This window comes from Pseudomonas entomophila (genome assembly GCF_029193575.1).
GTDB classification, from domain to species: Bacteria; Pseudomonadota; Gammaproteobacteria; order Pseudomonadales; family Pseudomonadaceae; genus Aquipseudomonas; species Aquipseudomonas entomophila_G.
Genome location: NZ_JARGCS010000029.1, coordinates 19,642 through 36,533, shown reverse-complemented (window position 1 = coordinate 36,533; position 16,892 = coordinate 19,642). Strand labels below are relative to the sequence as shown.

General features: G+C 64.7%; 19 protein-coding genes. 13 read left to right on the top strand and 6 right to left on the bottom strand.

Going from position 1 to position 16,892, the window contains the following annotated elements:
* Positions 1-12 precede the first annotated feature (12 nt).
* The 4 genes from P0Y43_RS12980 to P0Y43_RS12965 all read left to right on the top strand — a co-directional run bounded on the left by P0Y43_RS12980 (position 13) and on the right by P0Y43_RS12965 (position 3,169).
* The gene (locus P0Y43_RS12980; protein WP_275637659.1) at positions 13-726 is read left to right on the top strand and encodes a histidine phosphatase family protein; all 714 of its coding nucleotides are present in this window, start codon (positions 13-15) and stop codon (positions 724-726) included.
* Between the two features lie 54 nt (positions 727-780).
* On the top strand, positions 781-1,098 hold the full coding sequence (locus P0Y43_RS12975) for an SCP2 sterol-binding domain-containing protein (RefSeq protein WP_023381290.1): 318 nt from the start codon (positions 781-783) through the stop codon (positions 1,096-1,098).
* Positions 1,099-1,298: 200 nt separating this feature from the next.
* On the top strand, positions 1,299-2,366 hold the full coding sequence (locus tag P0Y43_RS12970; RefSeq protein WP_275637658.1) for a phosphotransferase family protein: 1,068 nt from the start codon (positions 1,299-1,301) through the stop codon (positions 2,364-2,366).
* A gap of 35 nt (positions 2,367-2,401) precedes the next feature.
* Positions 2,402-3,169 carry an SDR family oxidoreductase gene (locus P0Y43_RS12965; RefSeq protein ID WP_275637657.1) on the top strand — a complete coding sequence of 256 codons (768 nt, stop codon included), beginning with the start codon at positions 2,402-2,404 and terminating at the stop codon, positions 3,167-3,169.
* On the opposite strand, the gene P0Y43_RS12960 is transcribed toward P0Y43_RS12965, so the two are convergent.
* Complete coding sequence (locus tag P0Y43_RS12960; protein WP_275637656.1) at positions 3,170-3,991, bottom strand: class I SAM-dependent methyltransferase; 822 nt, start codon at positions 3,989-3,991, stop codon at positions 3,170-3,172. It lies immediately after the preceding gene.
* A gap of 70 nt (positions 3,992-4,061) precedes the next feature.
* On the opposite strand from P0Y43_RS12960, the gene P0Y43_RS12955 reads away from it, so the two are divergent.
* On the top strand, positions 4,062-4,430 hold the full coding sequence (locus tag P0Y43_RS12955) for a GFA family protein (protein WP_275637655.1): 369 nt from the start codon (positions 4,062-4,064) through the stop codon (positions 4,428-4,430).
* 255 nt (positions 4,431-4,685) lie between these two features.
* Positions 4,686-5,384 carry a YoaK family protein gene (locus tag P0Y43_RS12950; RefSeq protein ID WP_275637654.1) on the top strand — a complete coding sequence of 233 codons (699 nt, stop codon included), beginning with the start codon at positions 4,686-4,688 and terminating at the stop codon, positions 5,382-5,384.
* Positions 5,385-5,397: 13 nt separating this feature from the next.
* On the opposite strand, the gene P0Y43_RS12945 is transcribed toward P0Y43_RS12950, so the two are convergent.
* Together P0Y43_RS12945 and P0Y43_RS12940 are read right to left on the bottom strand one after the other, a co-directional pair.
* Positions 5,398-5,748 (bottom strand): hypothetical protein, encoded by a 351-nt coding sequence (locus P0Y43_RS12945; protein ID WP_275637653.1) that lies wholly within the window; start codon positions 5,746-5,748, stop codon positions 5,398-5,400.
* Between the two features lie 65 nt (positions 5,749-5,813).
* On the bottom strand, positions 5,814-6,974 hold the full coding sequence (locus P0Y43_RS12940) for a GGDEF domain-containing protein (protein WP_275637652.1): 1,161 nt from the start codon (positions 6,972-6,974) through the stop codon (positions 5,814-5,816).
* Between the two features lie 224 nt (positions 6,975-7,198).
* On the opposite strand from P0Y43_RS12940, the gene P0Y43_RS12935 reads away from it, so the two are divergent.
* From P0Y43_RS12935 to P0Y43_RS12920, 4 genes are all read left to right on the top strand, one after another.
* On the top strand, positions 7,199-7,372 hold the full coding sequence (locus tag P0Y43_RS12935) for a hypothetical protein (protein ID WP_275637651.1): 174 nt from the start codon (positions 7,199-7,201) through the stop codon (positions 7,370-7,372).
* A gap of 77 nt (positions 7,373-7,449) precedes the next feature.
* A complete protein-coding gene (locus tag P0Y43_RS12930) occupies positions 7,450-7,827 on the top strand; it encodes a glycine zipper domain-containing protein (RefSeq protein ID WP_275637650.1) in 378 nt (125 codons plus the stop codon).
* Positions 7,828-7,966: 139 nt separating this feature from the next.
* Positions 7,967-9,796 carry an SLC13 family permease gene (locus P0Y43_RS12925; RefSeq protein WP_275637649.1) on the top strand — a complete coding sequence of 610 codons (1,830 nt, stop codon included), beginning with the start codon at positions 7,967-7,969 and terminating at the stop codon, positions 9,794-9,796.
* A gap of 149 nt (positions 9,797-9,945) precedes the next feature.
* On the top strand, positions 9,946-11,370 hold the full coding sequence (locus P0Y43_RS12920) for a GGDEF domain-containing protein (protein WP_275637648.1): 1,425 nt from the start codon (positions 9,946-9,948) through the stop codon (positions 11,368-11,370).
* A gap of 143 nt (positions 11,371-11,513) precedes the next feature.
* On the opposite strand, the gene P0Y43_RS12915 is transcribed toward P0Y43_RS12920, so the two are convergent.
* Both P0Y43_RS12915 and P0Y43_RS12910 read right to left on the bottom strand, forming a co-directional pair.
* Complete coding sequence (locus tag P0Y43_RS12915) at positions 11,514-11,708, bottom strand: hypothetical protein (protein ID WP_275637647.1); 195 nt, start codon at positions 11,706-11,708, stop codon at positions 11,514-11,516.
* A 421-nt stretch (positions 11,709-12,129) separates the two neighbouring features.
* Positions 12,130-12,621: a GNAT family N-acetyltransferase gene (locus tag P0Y43_RS12910; protein ID WP_275637646.1), complete on the bottom strand. Its 492-nt coding sequence runs from the start codon at positions 12,619-12,621 to the stop codon at positions 12,130-12,132.
* A 200-nt stretch (positions 12,622-12,821) separates the two neighbouring features.
* Between P0Y43_RS12910 and P0Y43_RS12905 the strand changes: the two genes are divergently transcribed.
* The gene (locus P0Y43_RS12905; RefSeq protein ID WP_275637645.1) at positions 12,822-13,859 is read left to right on the top strand and encodes an alpha/beta fold hydrolase; all 1,038 of its coding nucleotides are present in this window, start codon (positions 12,822-12,824) and stop codon (positions 13,857-13,859) included.
* Positions 13,860-13,883: 24 nt separating this feature from the next.
* On the opposite strand, the gene P0Y43_RS12900 is transcribed toward P0Y43_RS12905, so the two are convergent.
* Entirely contained in the window at positions 13,884-14,882 is a 999-nt protein-coding gene (locus P0Y43_RS12900) for a zinc-dependent alcohol dehydrogenase family protein (RefSeq protein ID WP_275637644.1), read from the bottom strand.
* 106 nt (positions 14,883-14,988) lie between these two features.
* Here P0Y43_RS12900 and P0Y43_RS12895 point away from each other — a divergent pair, with 106 nt between their 5' ends.
* Together P0Y43_RS12895 and P0Y43_RS12890 are read left to right on the top strand one after the other, a co-directional pair.
* The gene (locus tag P0Y43_RS12895; RefSeq protein ID WP_275637643.1) at positions 14,989-15,876 is read left to right on the top strand and encodes a LysR family transcriptional regulator; all 888 of its coding nucleotides are present in this window, start codon (positions 14,989-14,991) and stop codon (positions 15,874-15,876) included.
* A 65-nt stretch (positions 15,877-15,941) separates the two neighbouring features.
* On the top strand, positions 15,942-16,646 hold the full coding sequence (locus P0Y43_RS12890; RefSeq protein WP_275637642.1) for a GntR family transcriptional regulator: 705 nt from the start codon (positions 15,942-15,944) through the stop codon (positions 16,644-16,646).
* Positions 16,647-16,892 lie beyond the last annotated feature (246 nt).

Here is a 16,892-nt window from a genome sequence, read left to right as displayed (position 1 = left end):
CCGGACTTCCACGTGGGCAACATCTACCTGATCCGACATGGCCAAGCCTCCTTTGGTGCCGACGACTACGATGTCCTGTCGCCCGTGGGCGTTCGCCAGAGCCGGGCGCTGGGTGAACACCTGGCCCAGCTCGACCTGCGCCTGGACCGCTGCCTGGCTGGCAACTTGCGCCGCCAGCAAGACACCGCGCGGCTGGCGCTCGAATGCATGGCCGCCAGTGGTTGCGCCACCCCGGCAGTGGAGACCGATCCTGCGTTCAACGAGTTCGATGCCGACGGCGTGATCCGCGCCCTGCTCCCCGACCTGCTGCCCGAAGAGCCCGAGGCGCTGCATGTGCTGCGCAACGCCGCGCAGCACCGTAGCGAGTTCCAGCGCCTGTTCGCATTGATGGTGCAGCGCTGGCACGACGGCGAGCATGCCCACGACGACGGCCTGGAAACCTGGCAGGCGTTCATCGCGCGCGTGGGCGGCGCCTTGCAGCGTGTGCTCGCGCAGGCCTCCAGCCGCGACAACGTCGCCATCTTCACCTCCGGCGGCACCATCGCCGCCCTGCTCCACCTGGTCACCCAGGTCACCCCAGCCCAGGCGTTCGCGCTGAACTGGCAGATCATCAACACGTCGCTGAGCCAACTGAAGTTCCGTGGCCGCGACGTGGCGCTGGCCTCCTTCAACAGCCAAGCCCACGTGCAGCTGTTGAGGATGCCGGAGCTCGTCACCTACCGATGAGCCCGGCCTGTTGTGTCCCTGCACACGCGACTATCACTTAACAAGGAATACACCATGAGCGACGTAGCTAAAGCAGTCGAAGCGATGAAAGCCAAGTTCAACCCAGCCGCTGCCGCCGGCCTGGACCTGGTGTTCGGCTTCAACATCACCGACGAAGACAAGCACTACGCCCTGCTCGTCAAGGACGGCACCTGCGAGATCCAGGAAGGCGAGAACGCCGACGCCAACTGCACCCTGGTGCTGGACAGTGAAACCCTCAAAGGCATCGTCAGCGGCGACACCGACGGCATGCAGGCGTTCATGAGCGGCAAGCTGCGCGTCGAAGGCGACATGATGCTGTCGATGAAACTCAGCGAGCTGTTCCCGGCCTGAGGGGCGCGAACGGTGTGGTGAAGAAAACCGAGGCCCTTGGGCTTCGGTTTTTTTTTGCTCCCGCAGCGCCTGTGTCGGCCATCAGGGCCAGTGATCGACCAGCAACACGCTCGCCTATATGGCTATTGGGACGCTTGTTCCAAGGCGACAGGGAAATTAGATTAGCCAATAGTGCTCGCTATCGAGAATAAGGAACGCGCATGACGCTCACCGACCAGTCCACCCAGGTACGCCCCGGCGAAGAACTCGACGCGGCCGTCATCGATCCCTACCTCAAGGCACATATCCCCGGCCTGGATGGCACGCCGACGATCAGCCAGTTCCCGGGCGGCGCGTCGAACCTGACCTATCTGGTCGCCTATCCGAACCGTGAATTCGTGCTGCGCCGCCCCCCCTTCGGCCACAAGGCCAAGTCGGCGCACGACATGGGCCGCGAGTTCCGCATCCTCAACCAGCTCAACGACGGCTTCCCCTACTGCCCCAAGGCCTATGCGCACTGCACCGACGAAGCGCTGATCGGCGGCGAGTTCTACGTGATGGAGCGGGTCAAGGGCGTGATCCTGCGCTCGGACATACCGCCGGCACTGGGCCTGGACGCCACGCGCACCGAGGCCCTGTGCAAGAGCTTCATCGAGCGCCTGGTGGAACTGCACCAGGTCGACTACAACGCCTGCGGCCTGGCCGACCTGGGCAAGCCCGAAGGCTACGTGCAGCGGCAGATCGAAGGCTGGACCAGCCGTTACGAGAAAGCCCTGACCCCCGACGCCCCCCGCTGGGAAAAGGTGACCGCCTGGCTGCGCGAGAAGATGCCCGCCGACCACCCGCGTCCTGGCATCGTGCACAACGACTACCGCTTCGACAACGTCATCCTCGACGCCGACAATCCGATGCGCATCATCGGCGTGCTCGACTGGGAAATGGCCACCCTCGGCGACCCGCTGATGGACCTGGGCAACAGCCTGGCCTACTGGATCGAGGCCGATGACCCGGCGCCGGTGCAACTGATGCGCCGCCAGCCGAGCAACGCCCCCGGCATGCTGACCCGCCGCCAGTTCGTCGACTACTACGCCCAGCGCGCCGGCATCAGCCTGGACAACTTCGATTTCTACTACGCCTACGGCCTGTTCCGCCTGGCCGGCATCGTCCAGCAGATCTACTACCGTTTCCACCACGGCCAGACCCAGGACAAGCGCTTCGCCCAGTTCATTCACATGAACCGGCTGCTGGAGCACATGACCCTGCAGTTGATCGGCAAATCCGCCCTGTAACGCGGCCCCGCATGGCAGACCACAAGGAACCTAGCATGTCCAAGACCCACCTGTTCGACCTCGACGGCAAAGTCGCCTTCGTCTCCGGCGCCAGCCGCGGCATCGGCGAGGCCATCGCCCACCTGCTGGCCCAGCAAGGTGCCCACGTGATCGTCTCCAGCCGCAAGCTCGACGGCTGCCAGCAGGTCGCCGATGCGATCGTCGCCGCGGGCGGCAAGGCCACGGCGGTGGCTTGCCATATCGGTGAGATGGAGCAGATCCAGCAGGTGTTCGCCGGCATCCGCGAGCAGTTCGGACGCCTCGATATCCTGGTCAACAACGCGGCGACCAACCCGCAGTTCTGCAACGTGCTCGACACCGACTTGGGCGCCTTCCAGAAGACCGTGGACGTGAACATCCGCGGCTACTTCTTCATGTCGGTGGAAGCCGGCAAGCTGATGCGCGAGCAGGGCGGCGGCAGCATCATCAACGTGGCGTCGATCAATGGCGTATCCCCCGGTGTGTTCCAGGGCATCTACTCGGTGACCAAGGCCGCCGTGATCAATATGACCAAGGTGTTCGCCAAGGAATGCGCCGCCTTCGGCATCCGCTGCAACGCCCTGCTGCCGGGCCTGACCGACACCAAGTTCGCCTCGGCGCTGGTGAAGAACGACAGCATCCTCAACGCCGCGTTGCAGCAGATCCCGCTCAAGCGCGTGGCAGACCCCAAGGAAATGGCCGGCGCGGTGCTGTACCTGGCCAGCGATGCCTCCAGCTATACCACCGGCGTGGCGCTCAACGTCGACGGCGGCTTCCTCTCCTGATCAAGGCTTGAGCGCCTGCAGCGTGTAGCTCAGCGGCAGGCGCTCGGGCAGCTCGCGCAGGCGCCATTCGCCGTCGGCGCCCTTGTCCATCTGCCCCGGCAAGGCCTCCCAGGGAATGCTCTGGTGCTCCTCCAGCGCGGTCAGGCGCAGGCCGTGCGCCAGCAACGCGGTCACCAACTCGCCCATGCCGTGGTTCCACACATGGGTCTCGGTGTGCGCCAGGCGCTGGCTGCTATCGACGTAGGTTTGGTCACTGAACCATACGGTCGGCGCGGCATGCTCGAAGTACGGGTACTCGACCTGCAGACGATCACCGTGCTCCTCGTTGATCGCCCACAGCATCGGGTGGCCTTCACGCAGGAACAACCGCCCGCCCGGCTTGAGCAGCGCGGCCACATTGGCGGCCCACGCGTCGATGTCGGGCAACCAACAGAGCGCACCGACACCGGTATAGATCAAGTCGTAGCTGGCAACGGGCAGCACGCTGGCCGCCTGGTACACATCCGACTCGACATAGTCGATGGGCGTGCCGCAACGCTCGGCCAGGCGTCGGGCCTGGGCCAGCGACGCCGGGGAGAAGTCCAGGCCGCTGACCTGCGCGCCCAGACGCGCCAGCGACAGGGTGTCGGTACCGATATGGCATTGCAGGTGCAGGGTACGCAGGCCGCGGATGTCACCGAGGCGCGGCAGGTCGAAGCGCACCACCTCGGAGAGATGCTCGGGCCGTTGGACGAAGAGCTCTACCTCATAGTCGCGTGAAACGGCATGCAGTGGCGCGCGTTCGTCCCAGCTGGTGCGGTTGAGTTCCAGTGAGCGGTTCATGGACACTTCCTTGTGCGAAGAAAGCCGCTACGTTAGCGGGCCGCACAACCGGCTTCAAGGAGAGAAGAACATGACCCTCTACCATGGCGGCTGCCTATGTGGCGCCATTCGTTTCCAGGCCGAAGGGCCGGGTGCCAACCCACATGATTGTTCCTGCCGCTGGTGCCAGCAGCACACCGGGGCGTTGATTGCCACCTGGGTGGAGTTCCCCCGTGAGCAGGTGCAGTGGACGGGGAGCGGCGGCGCGCCGCGCACCTGGCGCTCGTCGGATGCCTCGAGTCGGGCGTTCTGCGGGCAGTGCGGGAGCTCGATCGGGGCCATCGACGATGCGCCGACGGTGGCATTGCTGTTGGGGTGCTTCGACCGGGTCGATGATCCACGGCTGGAGCCGGTGGGGCATTCGTTCAGTGATCGGTGCCCGGGGTTCATGAGACGCTGAGGTCGCTATCGTGGGACAAGCCCGCCCCTCCAAGCATCCGTGCCGGCCTCCCGATTGCAACCCTTCATACCGACCTCTTCGCGGGTAAACCCCCACAGGTACGCCGCAGTTTTGGCGAAATCAAGGAAGCTACCAATGAGGAAAAACCTCATTTGGCATGCAAATGGGGAAAGGTCGCTCGGATATACTCCGCTTTTCGCGCATCCCCCACCTGCATCGACCTGGGGCGCGCCGGGTCCGAAAACGGAGGCATCGATGCTACCGGGAAGCCTGTCCCCCCTTGGCAAACGGCAGCGGCTGATCCAGCGCCGCGGCGCGGTGGGCCTGTATTTCGTCGCCGCGTTGTCGGTGCTGGCGGGCATGACCGACGCCATCGGCTTCATGGCCACCGGCGACTTCGTCTCGTTCATGAGCGGCAACACCACGCGCCTGGCGGTGTCTCTGGGCAACGCCGAGCTGGGGCCGGTGCTGCGCCTGGCGCTGGTGATCGCGGCGTTCGTGCTGGGCAATGCGCTGGGGGTGATCGTCGCCGCCCGCAGCGGCCGCCGACCCTGGCCATTGCTGGCGCTGATCGCTGGCCTGCTGGCGCTGGCCGGCGCGCTACCCGAGCCCCTGCAACTGCTGGCGCTGCTGGCTGCGGTGACGGCCATGGGAATGATCAACGCGGTGGTCGAGGAAGTGAACGGCCTGCCCATCGGCCTGACCTACGTGACCGGCGCCCTGTCGCGCTTCGGCAGGGGCCTTGGCCGCACGCTGCTCGGCCAGCAGCGCCTGGGCTGGCGCGTGCAACTAATACCCTGGAGCGGCATGTTCGTCGGCGCCATCGCCGGGGTGCTGCTGGAGCAGCGCTTCGAGCGCTCGGCACTGCTGGCCGGCGCCCTGCTCGCGGTGCTGCTGGCAATGGCCTCGTTGAAGATCCCCCGGCGCTGGCAATTGCGCTACATGCCACGCTAAGCGGCGCGGGCGACTACAGGCAGGTGGCCGCGGCCGCTCTGCGCCGCAGGGCCGTGCCGTCGTTCTTCTGCGCGTAGTAGTCGACGTGGGTGCCGCCCGCCTGGGGGTAGATGTCGGCGAAGGACTCCGCCTCGCGGGTATACACGGTGAAGCCCCCCTGCTTGCGCGACTCCAGGTAGCCACTGGCATCGACGCCAAAGGCCGACTCTTCCTGCCAGCTGAACTGGATGCACTGCGCGACCAGCTCCGGCGCCTTGTGCGAATCCAGGCGCGCGGTGGGTTGGCCATTACGCGCCGCATCCATGGTCGACGACGCACAACCGACCAGCGCCAGGGCCGCGGCCATCGGCAGAATTGCTCGCATGTTCCTTCCTCGGGACGAAAAAGAAGCGACTCTAGCACCGGTCACCCGTGCCGTGAATCGCCGACCTAGCAGACACTCAACGGCGCCGCCAGGCGCACAGCATTGCGCCCGCCCGCCTTGGCCTGGTAAAGCGCCGCGTCAGCCTGGGCGATCAGGCTCGCCGTGCTGTCGTCCAGGTTCGGTACACCGCACCACAGGCCGACGCTGAAACGCAGCTCGATGTCGGCGCCGTCGAAACGTGCGGGGCTACGGGCGATGGCTTCGCGCAGGTCGTGCAGGGCCTTGAGCGCGCCGTCGCGGTCGGTGTGCGGCAGCACCAGCAGGAACTCCTCGCCGCCATAGCGGCCCAGGCTGTCCTCCTGGCGCAGGCGCTGTTGCAACTGGCGCACGCAATGGCACAGCACCTCGTCGCCGGCCAGATGACCGTGCAGGTCATTGATGCGCTTGAAGTGGTCGATATCGATCATCGCCACCGCCAGGCTGCTGCGCTCGACACGGGCGCGCTCGAGCTCCACGGCAAAGCGCTCGAGGATCGCCCGGCGGTTGCTGGTGCCGGTCAGCACGTCGTGCCCGGCCAAGTGCTGCAAGCGCGACTCGCTGCGCTCCTTGGCCATGAGCACCAGGCCGATGGAGTACATCATCACGGTGACCGTGCCGATGCTCACCGAGACGGTCTGCTTGAGGTTGCTGGTGTCGTAGCGCATCTCCTGCGCGGTGCCAGCGGCTATCGCGACCACGCGCATGCCCAGGCCGACCAGGCTGATACCCGCGCCAATGACCAGCAGCAGGTGCGCCCGGCCACGGTGCTCAGCATGGCGCTGGGCCCAGTAGAGGATCAACGCGCATTGCAGCATCAGCACCAACGTGGCCAACAGCATGCGCGGCTCCAGGGTGTCGAGCAGCAACGCCAGGCCGACGAGCATGCACAGCGGGATGATGAAGATCCGCCGCCACGGCACACGCGATTCGCGTACCCGGAACAGGCTGGCCGAGTAGAACGCCAGCGCCAGCGACAGCAGGGTGTTGCCCAGCGCGTAGCTGAGCCACAGCGGCATGTGGCCGTACAGCGTGTAGCAGACATAGGCCAGAGCGTGCGCAAGCAGGCCGCAGCCGGTCAGCAACAGGTTGTCGCGGCGGTTGAACTGGCCTACCAGCAGCAGGCAGAAGGCCAGGATGGTCGCAACCAGCGCGACCGCGCCGAACAGCGTCGGGGTATGGGCGATCATCGTGATTCACCGTGTGGCAGATGGCCGTCTTGGTTGCGGCCTGGGTGACAGTCTAGGTTCCCGGCTGGCACCCGGCCATGACCGAACGGGACAGAACAGCAGCCAGCAAGCACGTCGCTCGTCTCACGCGTAACAATATTTTGCGCGACAGGGAAACCAAATGGATCGCCTTCGGTCTCAGCGAGTGCCCGGTAAACCGTTGTGGATCAAGGACCTGTACCGTCATGCCACGCCTAAGCTTTTCGTTGGTCGCCGCCGTGCTGCTGCTCGCCGGCTGCTACAGCCACCATTACCGTGACGACGATGACGGCTGGCGCGACCGCGACCGCGACCGTGATCGCCACCACCGCCATGACCGTTATCGCGACGACGATCGCCGTGACCGCGACTGGCGCTGAAGCGTCTTTCCAATCCCTGTGCGCCGCACACCTTGTGGCACCCCTCCCCTGATGACTCCTTCGAGGTTCATGAAATCATGCGTCTGACTCTGCCTTCCCTCGCCCTCGGCCTGCTGCTGTGCCAAGGTGCCTTCGCCGGTGACGGTACCGCGGCCATCGGTGGCGGCCTGGGCGGCGCCCTGGGCAACGTCGTCGGCAAACAGATCGGCGGCAGCACCGGCGCCGCCATCGGCGCGGGCCTGGGTGGCGCCGCCGGCAGTGCGGTCGGTGCGCGCAAGGGCAACCGCACCGAAGCGGCGATTGGCGGTGGCCTGGGCTCGGCCGGCGGTTCGCTGCTGGGTGGCCAGCTCGGCGGCTCGAACGGTTCGACCGTCGGCGCCGGCCTGGGCGGCGCGGCCGGTGGCGCGATCGGTAACCACCTGGGTGGCAAGGACAAGAAGCACCGTCGTCATTAAGACCTAGGAGCACCCCTCGCGGGGCAAGTCGAATCGCCCCGCGATGGCGTCCAGCCAAAACCCTGCAACACGTCAACAGCGCCCCCACCACAACCTGCCACACTGACCCTTCGCCCCCCGTGAAGGATCACCCTCCCCGATGTCCCATGACCTGCTCCTGGTCCTCGGCCTGCTGGCCGTCGTCGTCACCCTGTTCATCGTCAACCGCCCGCGCATGGATGTGGTCGCCCTGCTGGTGATCCTGTTTCTGCCGCTATCGGGCATCCTCACCGTGGAACAGGCCCTGGCCGGCTTCAGCGACCCCAACGTGGTGCTGATCGCCGCACTGTTCGTGATCGGCGAAGGCCTGGTGCGCACCGGCATCGCCTACCGCATCGGCGAGTGGATGAGCGAACGTGCCGGCAACAGCGAGGCGCGCCTGCTGGTGCTGCTGATGGTCTCGGTGGCGCTGCTGGGCTCGGTGATGAGCTCCACCGGCGTGGTGGCGATCTTCATCCCGGTGGTGCTGAGCATCGCCGCACGCCTGAAGCTTTCGCCCAGCCGGCTGATGATGCCACTGAGCTTCGCCGGCTTGATCAGCGGCATGCTCAGCCTGGTGGCGACCCCGCCCAACGTGGTGGTGCATAGCGAGTTGGTGCGCCACGGCCTGGCCGGTTTCAGCTTCTTCAGCTTCACCCCGTTCGGCCTCGTGGTGTTGGCCCTGGGCGTCGGCTACATGCTGCTGACCCGCCACTGGCTCAATGGCGAGGTGCGCAAGGATGGCCGGGTGGAAAGCCGCCGCACCCTGCTCGACCTGGTACTGGACTACAAGCTCGCCGGCCGCGAGCGACGCCTGCGCATCCGCCCGCATTCGCCGTTGATCGGCCACACCCTCGGCGAGCTGGAACTGCGCACCCGCCACGGCGCCAATGTGGTCGGTATCGAACGCCAGCACAAATTCACCACCCGGGTGATCGCCGCCGATTCCGCCACTGTGCTGCAACAAGGTGATGTGTTGCTGCTCGATTTGTTTGCCAACCGCGACGATTTGCGCAACCTGTGCCAGACGATGCAACTCGAACCCCTGCACTTCAAGGCCGCGTATTTCATCGACCAATCCCAGGAACTGGGCATGGCGGAAGTCTCGCTGCCGCCCGGCTCGCAGTTGCTCGGCAAGAGCGTGCTGGAACTGGGGTTCCGCAGCCGCTTCGGCCTCAACGTGGTCGGCCTGCGCCGCGAGCAGGCGGCCATCGAGGAGCAGTTGGTCGAGGAAAAGCTGCGCCTGGGCGACACCCTGCTGGTGGTCGGCCCGTGGAAGGCGGTGCGCCAGTTGCAAGTGCAGCCACGGGACTTCCTGGTGCTCAGCCTGCCGACGGAGATCGACCAGGTGGCACCGGCCCGCGCCCGGGCGCCTTATGCGTTGATCAGCCTGGCGGTGATGGTCGGGCTGATGGTCAGCGGCATGGTGCCAAACGTCATCGCCGCATTGATCGGCTGCCTGCTGATGGGCGCAGGCCGCTGCATCGACATGAACAGCGCCTACCGCGCCATACATTGGCAAAGCCTGGTGCTGATCGTGGGTATGCTGCCGTTCGCCTTGGCCCTGCAGCAGACGGGCGGCATAACCCTGGCCGTCGACGCGCTGGTCGGCCTGCTCGGCGGCGCTGGGTCCTACGCCATCCTCGCGTGCCTGTTCGCCCTCACCGCGCTGATCGGCCTGTTCATCTCCAACACCGCCACCGCGGTACTGATGGCGCCGGTGGCAGTCAGCACCGCACAGCACCTGGGCATGTCACCCTACCCGTTCGCCATGACCGTGGCGCTGGCGGCCTCGGCAGCGTTCATGACGCCAGTATCATCGCCGGTCAACACGCTGGTGCTGGGGCCTGGGCAGTATCGCTTCGGCGACTTCGTGAAGATCGGCGTGCCGTTCACCCTGCTGGTGATGTCGGTCACCGTACTGATGGTGCCGTGGCTGTTTGGGCTGTAGGCGAATTCCGCAAAACTGCGTCAAAAAGCTAAATATCGTGGAGGATCGACACCAGATAATATCCAATTGACATCAATTATGCCGGTGCAACACACTGACATGACTTTGTCCCAGGTGCCTACCGCTGTCGTCCTGGATTCCGTTTCCGCTTGCCGGTCGAACCCATGGTGTCTTCAGCCCACGCGCGCCTGCTGCCCCCGCTTATCCTGTTTGGCCTGACCTTCGCCCTGACCTTGGGCGGCATCCTGGCACGGCCCATCGAATCCCTGTCATTGTTCTGGCCGGTGAACGCCGTGCTCGCCGGCCTGCTGCTGCGCCAACCGCGCCAAGCCAGCCTGAGCGGTTTCGCCCTGATGTACCTGGCCATGGTCGCCGCCGACTTGCTGTGCGGCAGCGCCTGGCTGCCGGCGCTGTGGTTCAACCTGTGCAACCTCGGCGCAGTCATCGCCATCTGGCGCCTGCTGGTGCGCCTGCCACGCACGCACCGACGCCTGCGCACGCCCTACGGCGTGCTACGCCTGTTCGGCGCCTGTGCCGCAGGCGGCGTGGTGGCAGCCACCCTCGCCTGCCTGGTAGCCACGCCGTGGTTCGAACAATCGCTACGCGCCACTTGGTTGGCCTGGTTCAGCGAGCAGTTCTCCACCAGCGTGCTGGTGCTGCCGATCCTGCTTACCGCACCGTCGCCCCATGCACTGTTGCGTAGCGGCAGCCAGCCAATCCGCCTGGCGCCGCTGCTGGTGCTGCTGGCCTCGCTGGGGGTGAGCATCGCCTTCGGCGGGCCGGGGGCGATCGCCTTCCCGATCTCGGCGCTGTTGTGGTGTGCGCTGAGCTATTCACCGTTCCTGGTGTCCTTGCTGACCCTTACCGCCGGTAGCACGCTGATCGTCGCGGTGGCGCAGAACCTCATGCACTTCAGCGTGCCGCAGAGCGAGGCCGGGGTCACCGCACTGATGTCAGCGCGCCTGGGCATTGCCATGCTGGTGCTCGGGCCGCTGGTGGTGGCGTGCGTCAGCAGCGCCAACCGCAGCCTGCTGGCACGCCTGGCGCACCAGGCCACGGTCGACCACCTCACCGGCACACTGACCCGCAGCGCCTTCACCGAACGCGCCAGCGCCCTGCTAGGGGGCCGTGACCAACATAGTCCGGGCCTGCCGCTGACCCTGATGATGCTCGACATCGACCACTTCAAAGCGATCAACGACCAGTACGGCCACGCGGTGGGCGACCAAGTGCTGCGTCAGTTCGCCCACACCCTGCAGGCGCACCTGCACGAAGGCGAGTTGTTCGCCCGCTTGGGTGGCGAGGAGTTCGTGGTCGTGCTGCCCGGCCTTGCCGCGCAGCAGGCCGGCTTCACCGCCGAACGCCTACGCCGGGCGGTGCAGGAGATGCAGGTGCTACATGGCGAGAAACACCTGCGCATCACTGTCAGCATTGGCGTCGCTGGCGACGCAGAAGCCGGTGCCCGACTCAGCCTGGACGCCCTGTTGGCCGATGCCGACCAGGCGCTCTACCGGGCCAAGGCACAGGGTCGCAACCGCGTCGAACACGCCGTGGCCCAGCGCCAGGTAGTCTGAGCCAGGCAACGCATTGAGTTGCCAAAACGGCTGTACAAATTCTGTTCAATCTAACAAAGGCCGCTTCAGGCCTGGCCTACAGCGTTTTATCCACAGACCTACCCACGTTTTTTGTGGACAGATTTCTCCATGGCAAGAATGACTTATCGCACACGCAGCAGCGCTGCGTTGGCTTGCCTGACCAGTTCTATCCACTCCCCAGTGCTGATCACCCCCTCCCGCTCCAGTTGCTCGGCGTTCAGCAGTGCCTGGTCATACTCCCGTTCCAAAAGCGTGCCCTCGCCGAGAAACCGCCCGCGCCACTCCAGCATCGCTTCAGGGCCCTTCTTGCATTCCATGTACGACTCCAAGGCAAATGACCGGGCCGCCCGCGCGAGCCCTGTTGACGGCGGCGGGAGATTACACGAGTCATTTGCACTTGAGAATCACTTGCATAATCCATTTATCCCGACGCTACGCTGAGGCCAACGCATCGAGCCCGTCTCACGGGTAGACGGGCTAGGAAAGGATGTTGCAAAGCGTGAGGCCTCAACCCGGCGGAATGGTGCCCAGCAGGCCAATCAGCAGGGTCAGCAGCAGAAAACCACCCAGGAACAGCGAGAGCTTGCCCATCGGAACCTCTACAGTGTGTTGACGGAACGCACCTGGCGGCTGGCGTTGCAGCCACCTGGGCCTGGTGCTGATTGTCCGCCCACGGCTGATACGGTTACAGATTCAGGTTGCCCGAAAAAAACCGTATCAGCGGCAACGCAGCGTCGCTTAGAGAACCATGACCATCTCGTGCCAGGCCATGCCGCCATGGTCGGAGGTCGACGGGCGCACGTAGCCATAACCCATCTTTTCGTACAACCCCACATGCCGCTCCTTGCACATCAGGTGGATGGTGGCTTTGCCGCCGGCGCGCATCTGCTCGACGAAACGCGTCATCAGCAGCGTCGAGTAACCCTTGCCCTGATACGCCGGGTCCACCACCACCGACATGATCACGACATTCGGCGCCTGGGCATCGTGACCGACCAGTTCCTTGAAGGCCTCGTCGGACATCACCACCTGGTGGGCGCACCCACTGTTGATGAAGCCCACCACTTGACCCTCGAGCTCCAGTACCAGGAACCCCTCCGGATACTGGGCGATACGCGTGGCGATCTTTTCCCGAGTAGCAGCCTCGTCGCCCTCGTAGGCAGTGGTTTCGATGTGGTAGCAGCGGTCGACGTCCCCGGCGGTGGCCGGGCGGAAGATCGGGGTAGTCATGGCGTATCCGAGTGCGGAGAAAAAAGAGCGACATGCTAACGGATTTTCCCCTGCGTCCGCTTTTGTAGCGTTATGTGTATGAGCAACCCCTCGACACAGGTACACACACCCGGCGCACATGTCGACACACGCACGACACAGCCCTCTTCTTAACTGACGCCACCCCGCCGCTACCCAGGCCACGCCACGGAGACCGTCACATGAGCGCCACGCTCGCCCCCCGACACTTCCAGCTTTGCGCATTATTCGCCTGCGTGCTGCTACCTTTGGGCATCCTCGCCTCGGGCGCCACACAAGCTGCCGGCATCGCGGCCCGGCCCACCCAGGTGGCGGCACCCTCGACCTTCGGCCCGCTCAAGCACGTGAAGGCCGGCGTGCTCGACGTGGCCTACATCGAGCAGGGCCCGGCCGATGGCCCGGTGGTGATCCTGCTGCATGGCTGGCCATACGACATTCACAGCTTCGAAGAAGTGGCGCCGTTGCTCGCCGCCGAGGGCTACCGAGTGCTGGTGCCCTCGGTGCGTGGCTACGGCGAGACCCGCTTCCTGTCCGACAAAACCCCGCGCAACGCCCAGCCCGCCGCGCTGGCCAGCGATGTGATCGCCTTCATGGACACCTTGCAGGTCAAGCGCGCGGTGCTCGCCGGTTTCGACTGGGGCGCACGTTCCGCCGACATTGTCTCGGCCCTGTGGCCTGAGCGGGTCAAGGCGCTGGTCGCGGTCAGCGGCTATTTGATCAGCAGCCAGGAAGCGGCCAAGGCACCACTACCACCGAGCGCGGAATTGCAATGGTGGTACCAGTATTACTTCGCCACGGAGCGCGGCCGAGCCGGCTACGAGAAGAACCGCCACGCCTTCGCCAAGTTGATCTGGCAGCTCGCCTCGCCGAAATGGGCGTTCGACGACGCGACCTTCGCGCGCAGCGCCCAGGCTTTGGACAACCCGGACCAGGTCGCCATCACCGTCAACAACTACCGTTGGCGCCTGGGCCTGGCCCAAGGCGAGACCCAGTACGACCCGCTGGAGGCCAAGCTGGCCACCTTCCCCAGCATCAGCGTGCCGACCATCACCCTCGAAGGTGACGCCAACGGCGCCCCGCACCCGCCCGCCGAGGCTTACGCCAAGCGATTCACCGGCAAATACGAGCACCGCGTGTTCACCGGCGGCATCGGCCACAACCCGCCGCATGAGGCACCGAAGGCGTTCGCCCAGGCGGTGATCGACGCCGACCATCTCTGACCAGGTTTAACGCGTCGCCAGTGATCACGGGGTAACCTGCAGCACGGTCTTACCCCGCCCACGTCCTTCGGCCACCTGGCGTAAAGCCTCGTTGGCTTCCGCTAGCCCGAAGCACCGGGTGTCGAGGCGGATGCCCAGTTGCCCCGCCTCGACCAACGCGGCGGCTTCGCGCAAGATCGCGCCATGGTGCTCGCGGCCGTTGCCGGTCAACAACGGCATCAGGGTGAACACCCCGGAGTAACTCGCTCCCCTGAACGACAGCGGCGCCAGGCTGTGCGTGCCCCAGCCCAGGCAACTGAGCACATGGCCGGTGTACGCCTTCACCGAGTGGAACGCAGCCTCCAGGGTGTCGCCGCCGACCGTGTCGTAGACGATATCGAAACCCTCCCCGTCGGTGCAGCGCTGCACATAATCCTCGTGCGTCTCGGCGCGATAGTCGATGGCCGTGGCGCCCAATGCGTGGATGAATGCCAGGCTGCCCGCTGCCCCGGTGGCGTAGACCTCGGCGCCGCGCGCCCTGGCCAGTTGCACAGCGACCTGCCCCACGCCTCCCGCACCACCGTGAATGAGCACGCGCAGGCCCTCGCCCACGTTGGCGCGGTCCACCAGCCCTTCCCAGGCAGTAATGAATACCAGCGGCAACGCGGCCGCCTCGGCCATGCTCAGCCTTCGCGGCTTCGGCGCAATCAGCCGGGCATCGACGGCCATGTACTCGGCCATCGCGCCCTGCGCACCGCCGATCCCGCCCGCCATGCCGAATACCTCGTCACCCACGGCGAAATGCTCGACGTCCGGCGCCACCTCGATCACGGTGCCTGCGACGTCCAGCCCCAGTACTGCAGGCAACGGCTGCCGGGCATGGCCAGCGACCCCTGCGGCGATCTTGGTATCCAGTGGGTTGAGCCCAGCCGCATGGACCTTGAGCAGCACTTGTCCCTTGCCCGGTTGCGGGCGTGCTATGCGCTTCACAACCAGCGGCACCGAAGCGGATTCAGCGACAACGGCAAGCATCGTGTCTTTCATGGTGTGGATCCTGAGTGATGGATACCGACAGGTTGCCGCCTCGCTCGCATTCCTATAAGAAAGCTAATTCGAATATGTTCAATTCCTGATAACGAGCAAATTGATCATGGACCTCTTCAGCAGCATGAGCACGTTCGTCCGGGTCGTGGAGCGCGGCTCGTTTTCTGCCGTGGCGAGGGAGTTGAACCTGGGGCAACCCGCCGTGAGCAAGCACATCCGCGCGCTGGAAACCCACCTCGGCGGCCCGCTGTTCACCCGCAGCACACGGCAGTTGGCACTGACCGACCAGGGCGCGCGCTTCTACGAGCACTGCCGGGCAATCCTCACCGACCTGGAAGCGGCCACCCTGCGCTTTGCCCAAGGCCAGGAACAGGTGGCCGGAACGCTTCGCATCGCCGCGCCAGTGAGTTTTGGTCGAAGACAGATCGCGCCGCGCCTGGGGCTGTTTCTCGAACGCCACCCGCAGGTGGTCATAGACCTGCGGCTGAACGATCACAACGAGGACCTGGTGCAGGAAAACATAGACGTGGCGATCCGCATTGGCGCCCCGTCCCATGACCGACTGATCGCGTTGCCGTTGGGTTCCAGCATGCGCCACGTCTACGCGGCGCCCGCTTACCTGGAGCGGTACGGTCGACCAGAAAGCCCAGCCGACCTCGCGGCGCACAACTGCATCGGTTTCACCTTGCTCAAGCGCTACGACGTCTGGCAGTTCCAGCAGCAAGGTCAGGTACTCGAGGTGCCTGTCACCGGCAATGTGAAGAGCAACAGCAGCGAGGCCATCCGCGAGATGGTACTCGCCGGATTGGGCATTGCGCTTTCGCCCCGCTGGTTGTTCGCCGATGACGCCGCCCGTGGAGATGTTTGCACGTTGCTGGAGGCGTTCCAGCCACCCGCGCTACCGGTCAGCGCGGTTTTCGATGGGACACGCCGGCAGTCAGCGCGGGTCAAGGCGTTCGTGGCATTTTTGCGCGAACAGCTAGCGGCGGTGTGAGGCAACCCGCCACTCAAAGGTTGATTGTTTGACAATCAATCTTGCGCACTGCTATAACAGCCCCCATGAATACGACTCTCATCAATATCCCCAAAGTCCAGAAGCGAAGCACCGAGGTGAAAGCCGCCGACCTGCTGCGTGACGCGATCGTTTCTGGCGCTATCCCGCTAGGCACGCGCCTGACGGAGATCAGCTCATCCGAGCAACTAGGCGTATCCAGGGGGACCGTCCGCGCCGCGTTCCACCAGTTGGTGCAAGAAGGCCTGGTGATCCAGACGCCTTACACCGGGTGGTCGGTCATGAACCTCAGCCCGGAGGATGCCTGGGAGCTTTACACCCTTCGTGGAAGTCTCGAAGCCCTCGCCGCCCGGCTTGTGACGTTGCGGGTTCAGAAAGAAGGTGTGTCAGGGTTTACTTTCACCGCTATCAGCAAGGCTGTCGAAGCGCTGAAGACCGCGTGCCTGAGGGGCGATAACCGTGAAATCGCCAGCGCTGACATGGCGTTGCACAAGACGATTATCGACCTGACCCAGCATAGCCGCTTGATCGACCAGTACTCACGTATCCAGCCGCAGATTTTAATCTACATCCAATCCAGCGATGCACTGGCTTCCGAAGGTGCGCAGATCATGGACCAGCATCAACCTTTGATCGAGGCCATCGAGGCCATGGATGAGCAGGCCGCCATGAACTGCGCCATGCAGCACAATGAAACCGAAGGGGCCATCCTGGTTGAACATTTGAAAACCATGAGCCACATGATCACCTAGGAAAGCAAAACGCCAGGTTTGAACGACTAGCGTCTATTGAGCATGAAGGTTGGGCGGAACGTCCCGGCCTTCTGCTCAAAAAATTTGAGCGAATCAATTGTTGGACAATCAACACTGGCAAGCAAATCCAGTGATATGGCCAAAGGACGCTGGATAGGGATAGACAAAAAAATTTGCCAGAAACAATTGTTGGACAATCGACATTGAGACAGAAGCCTTCAGACCCCGTATGACTCAACGCAGGAA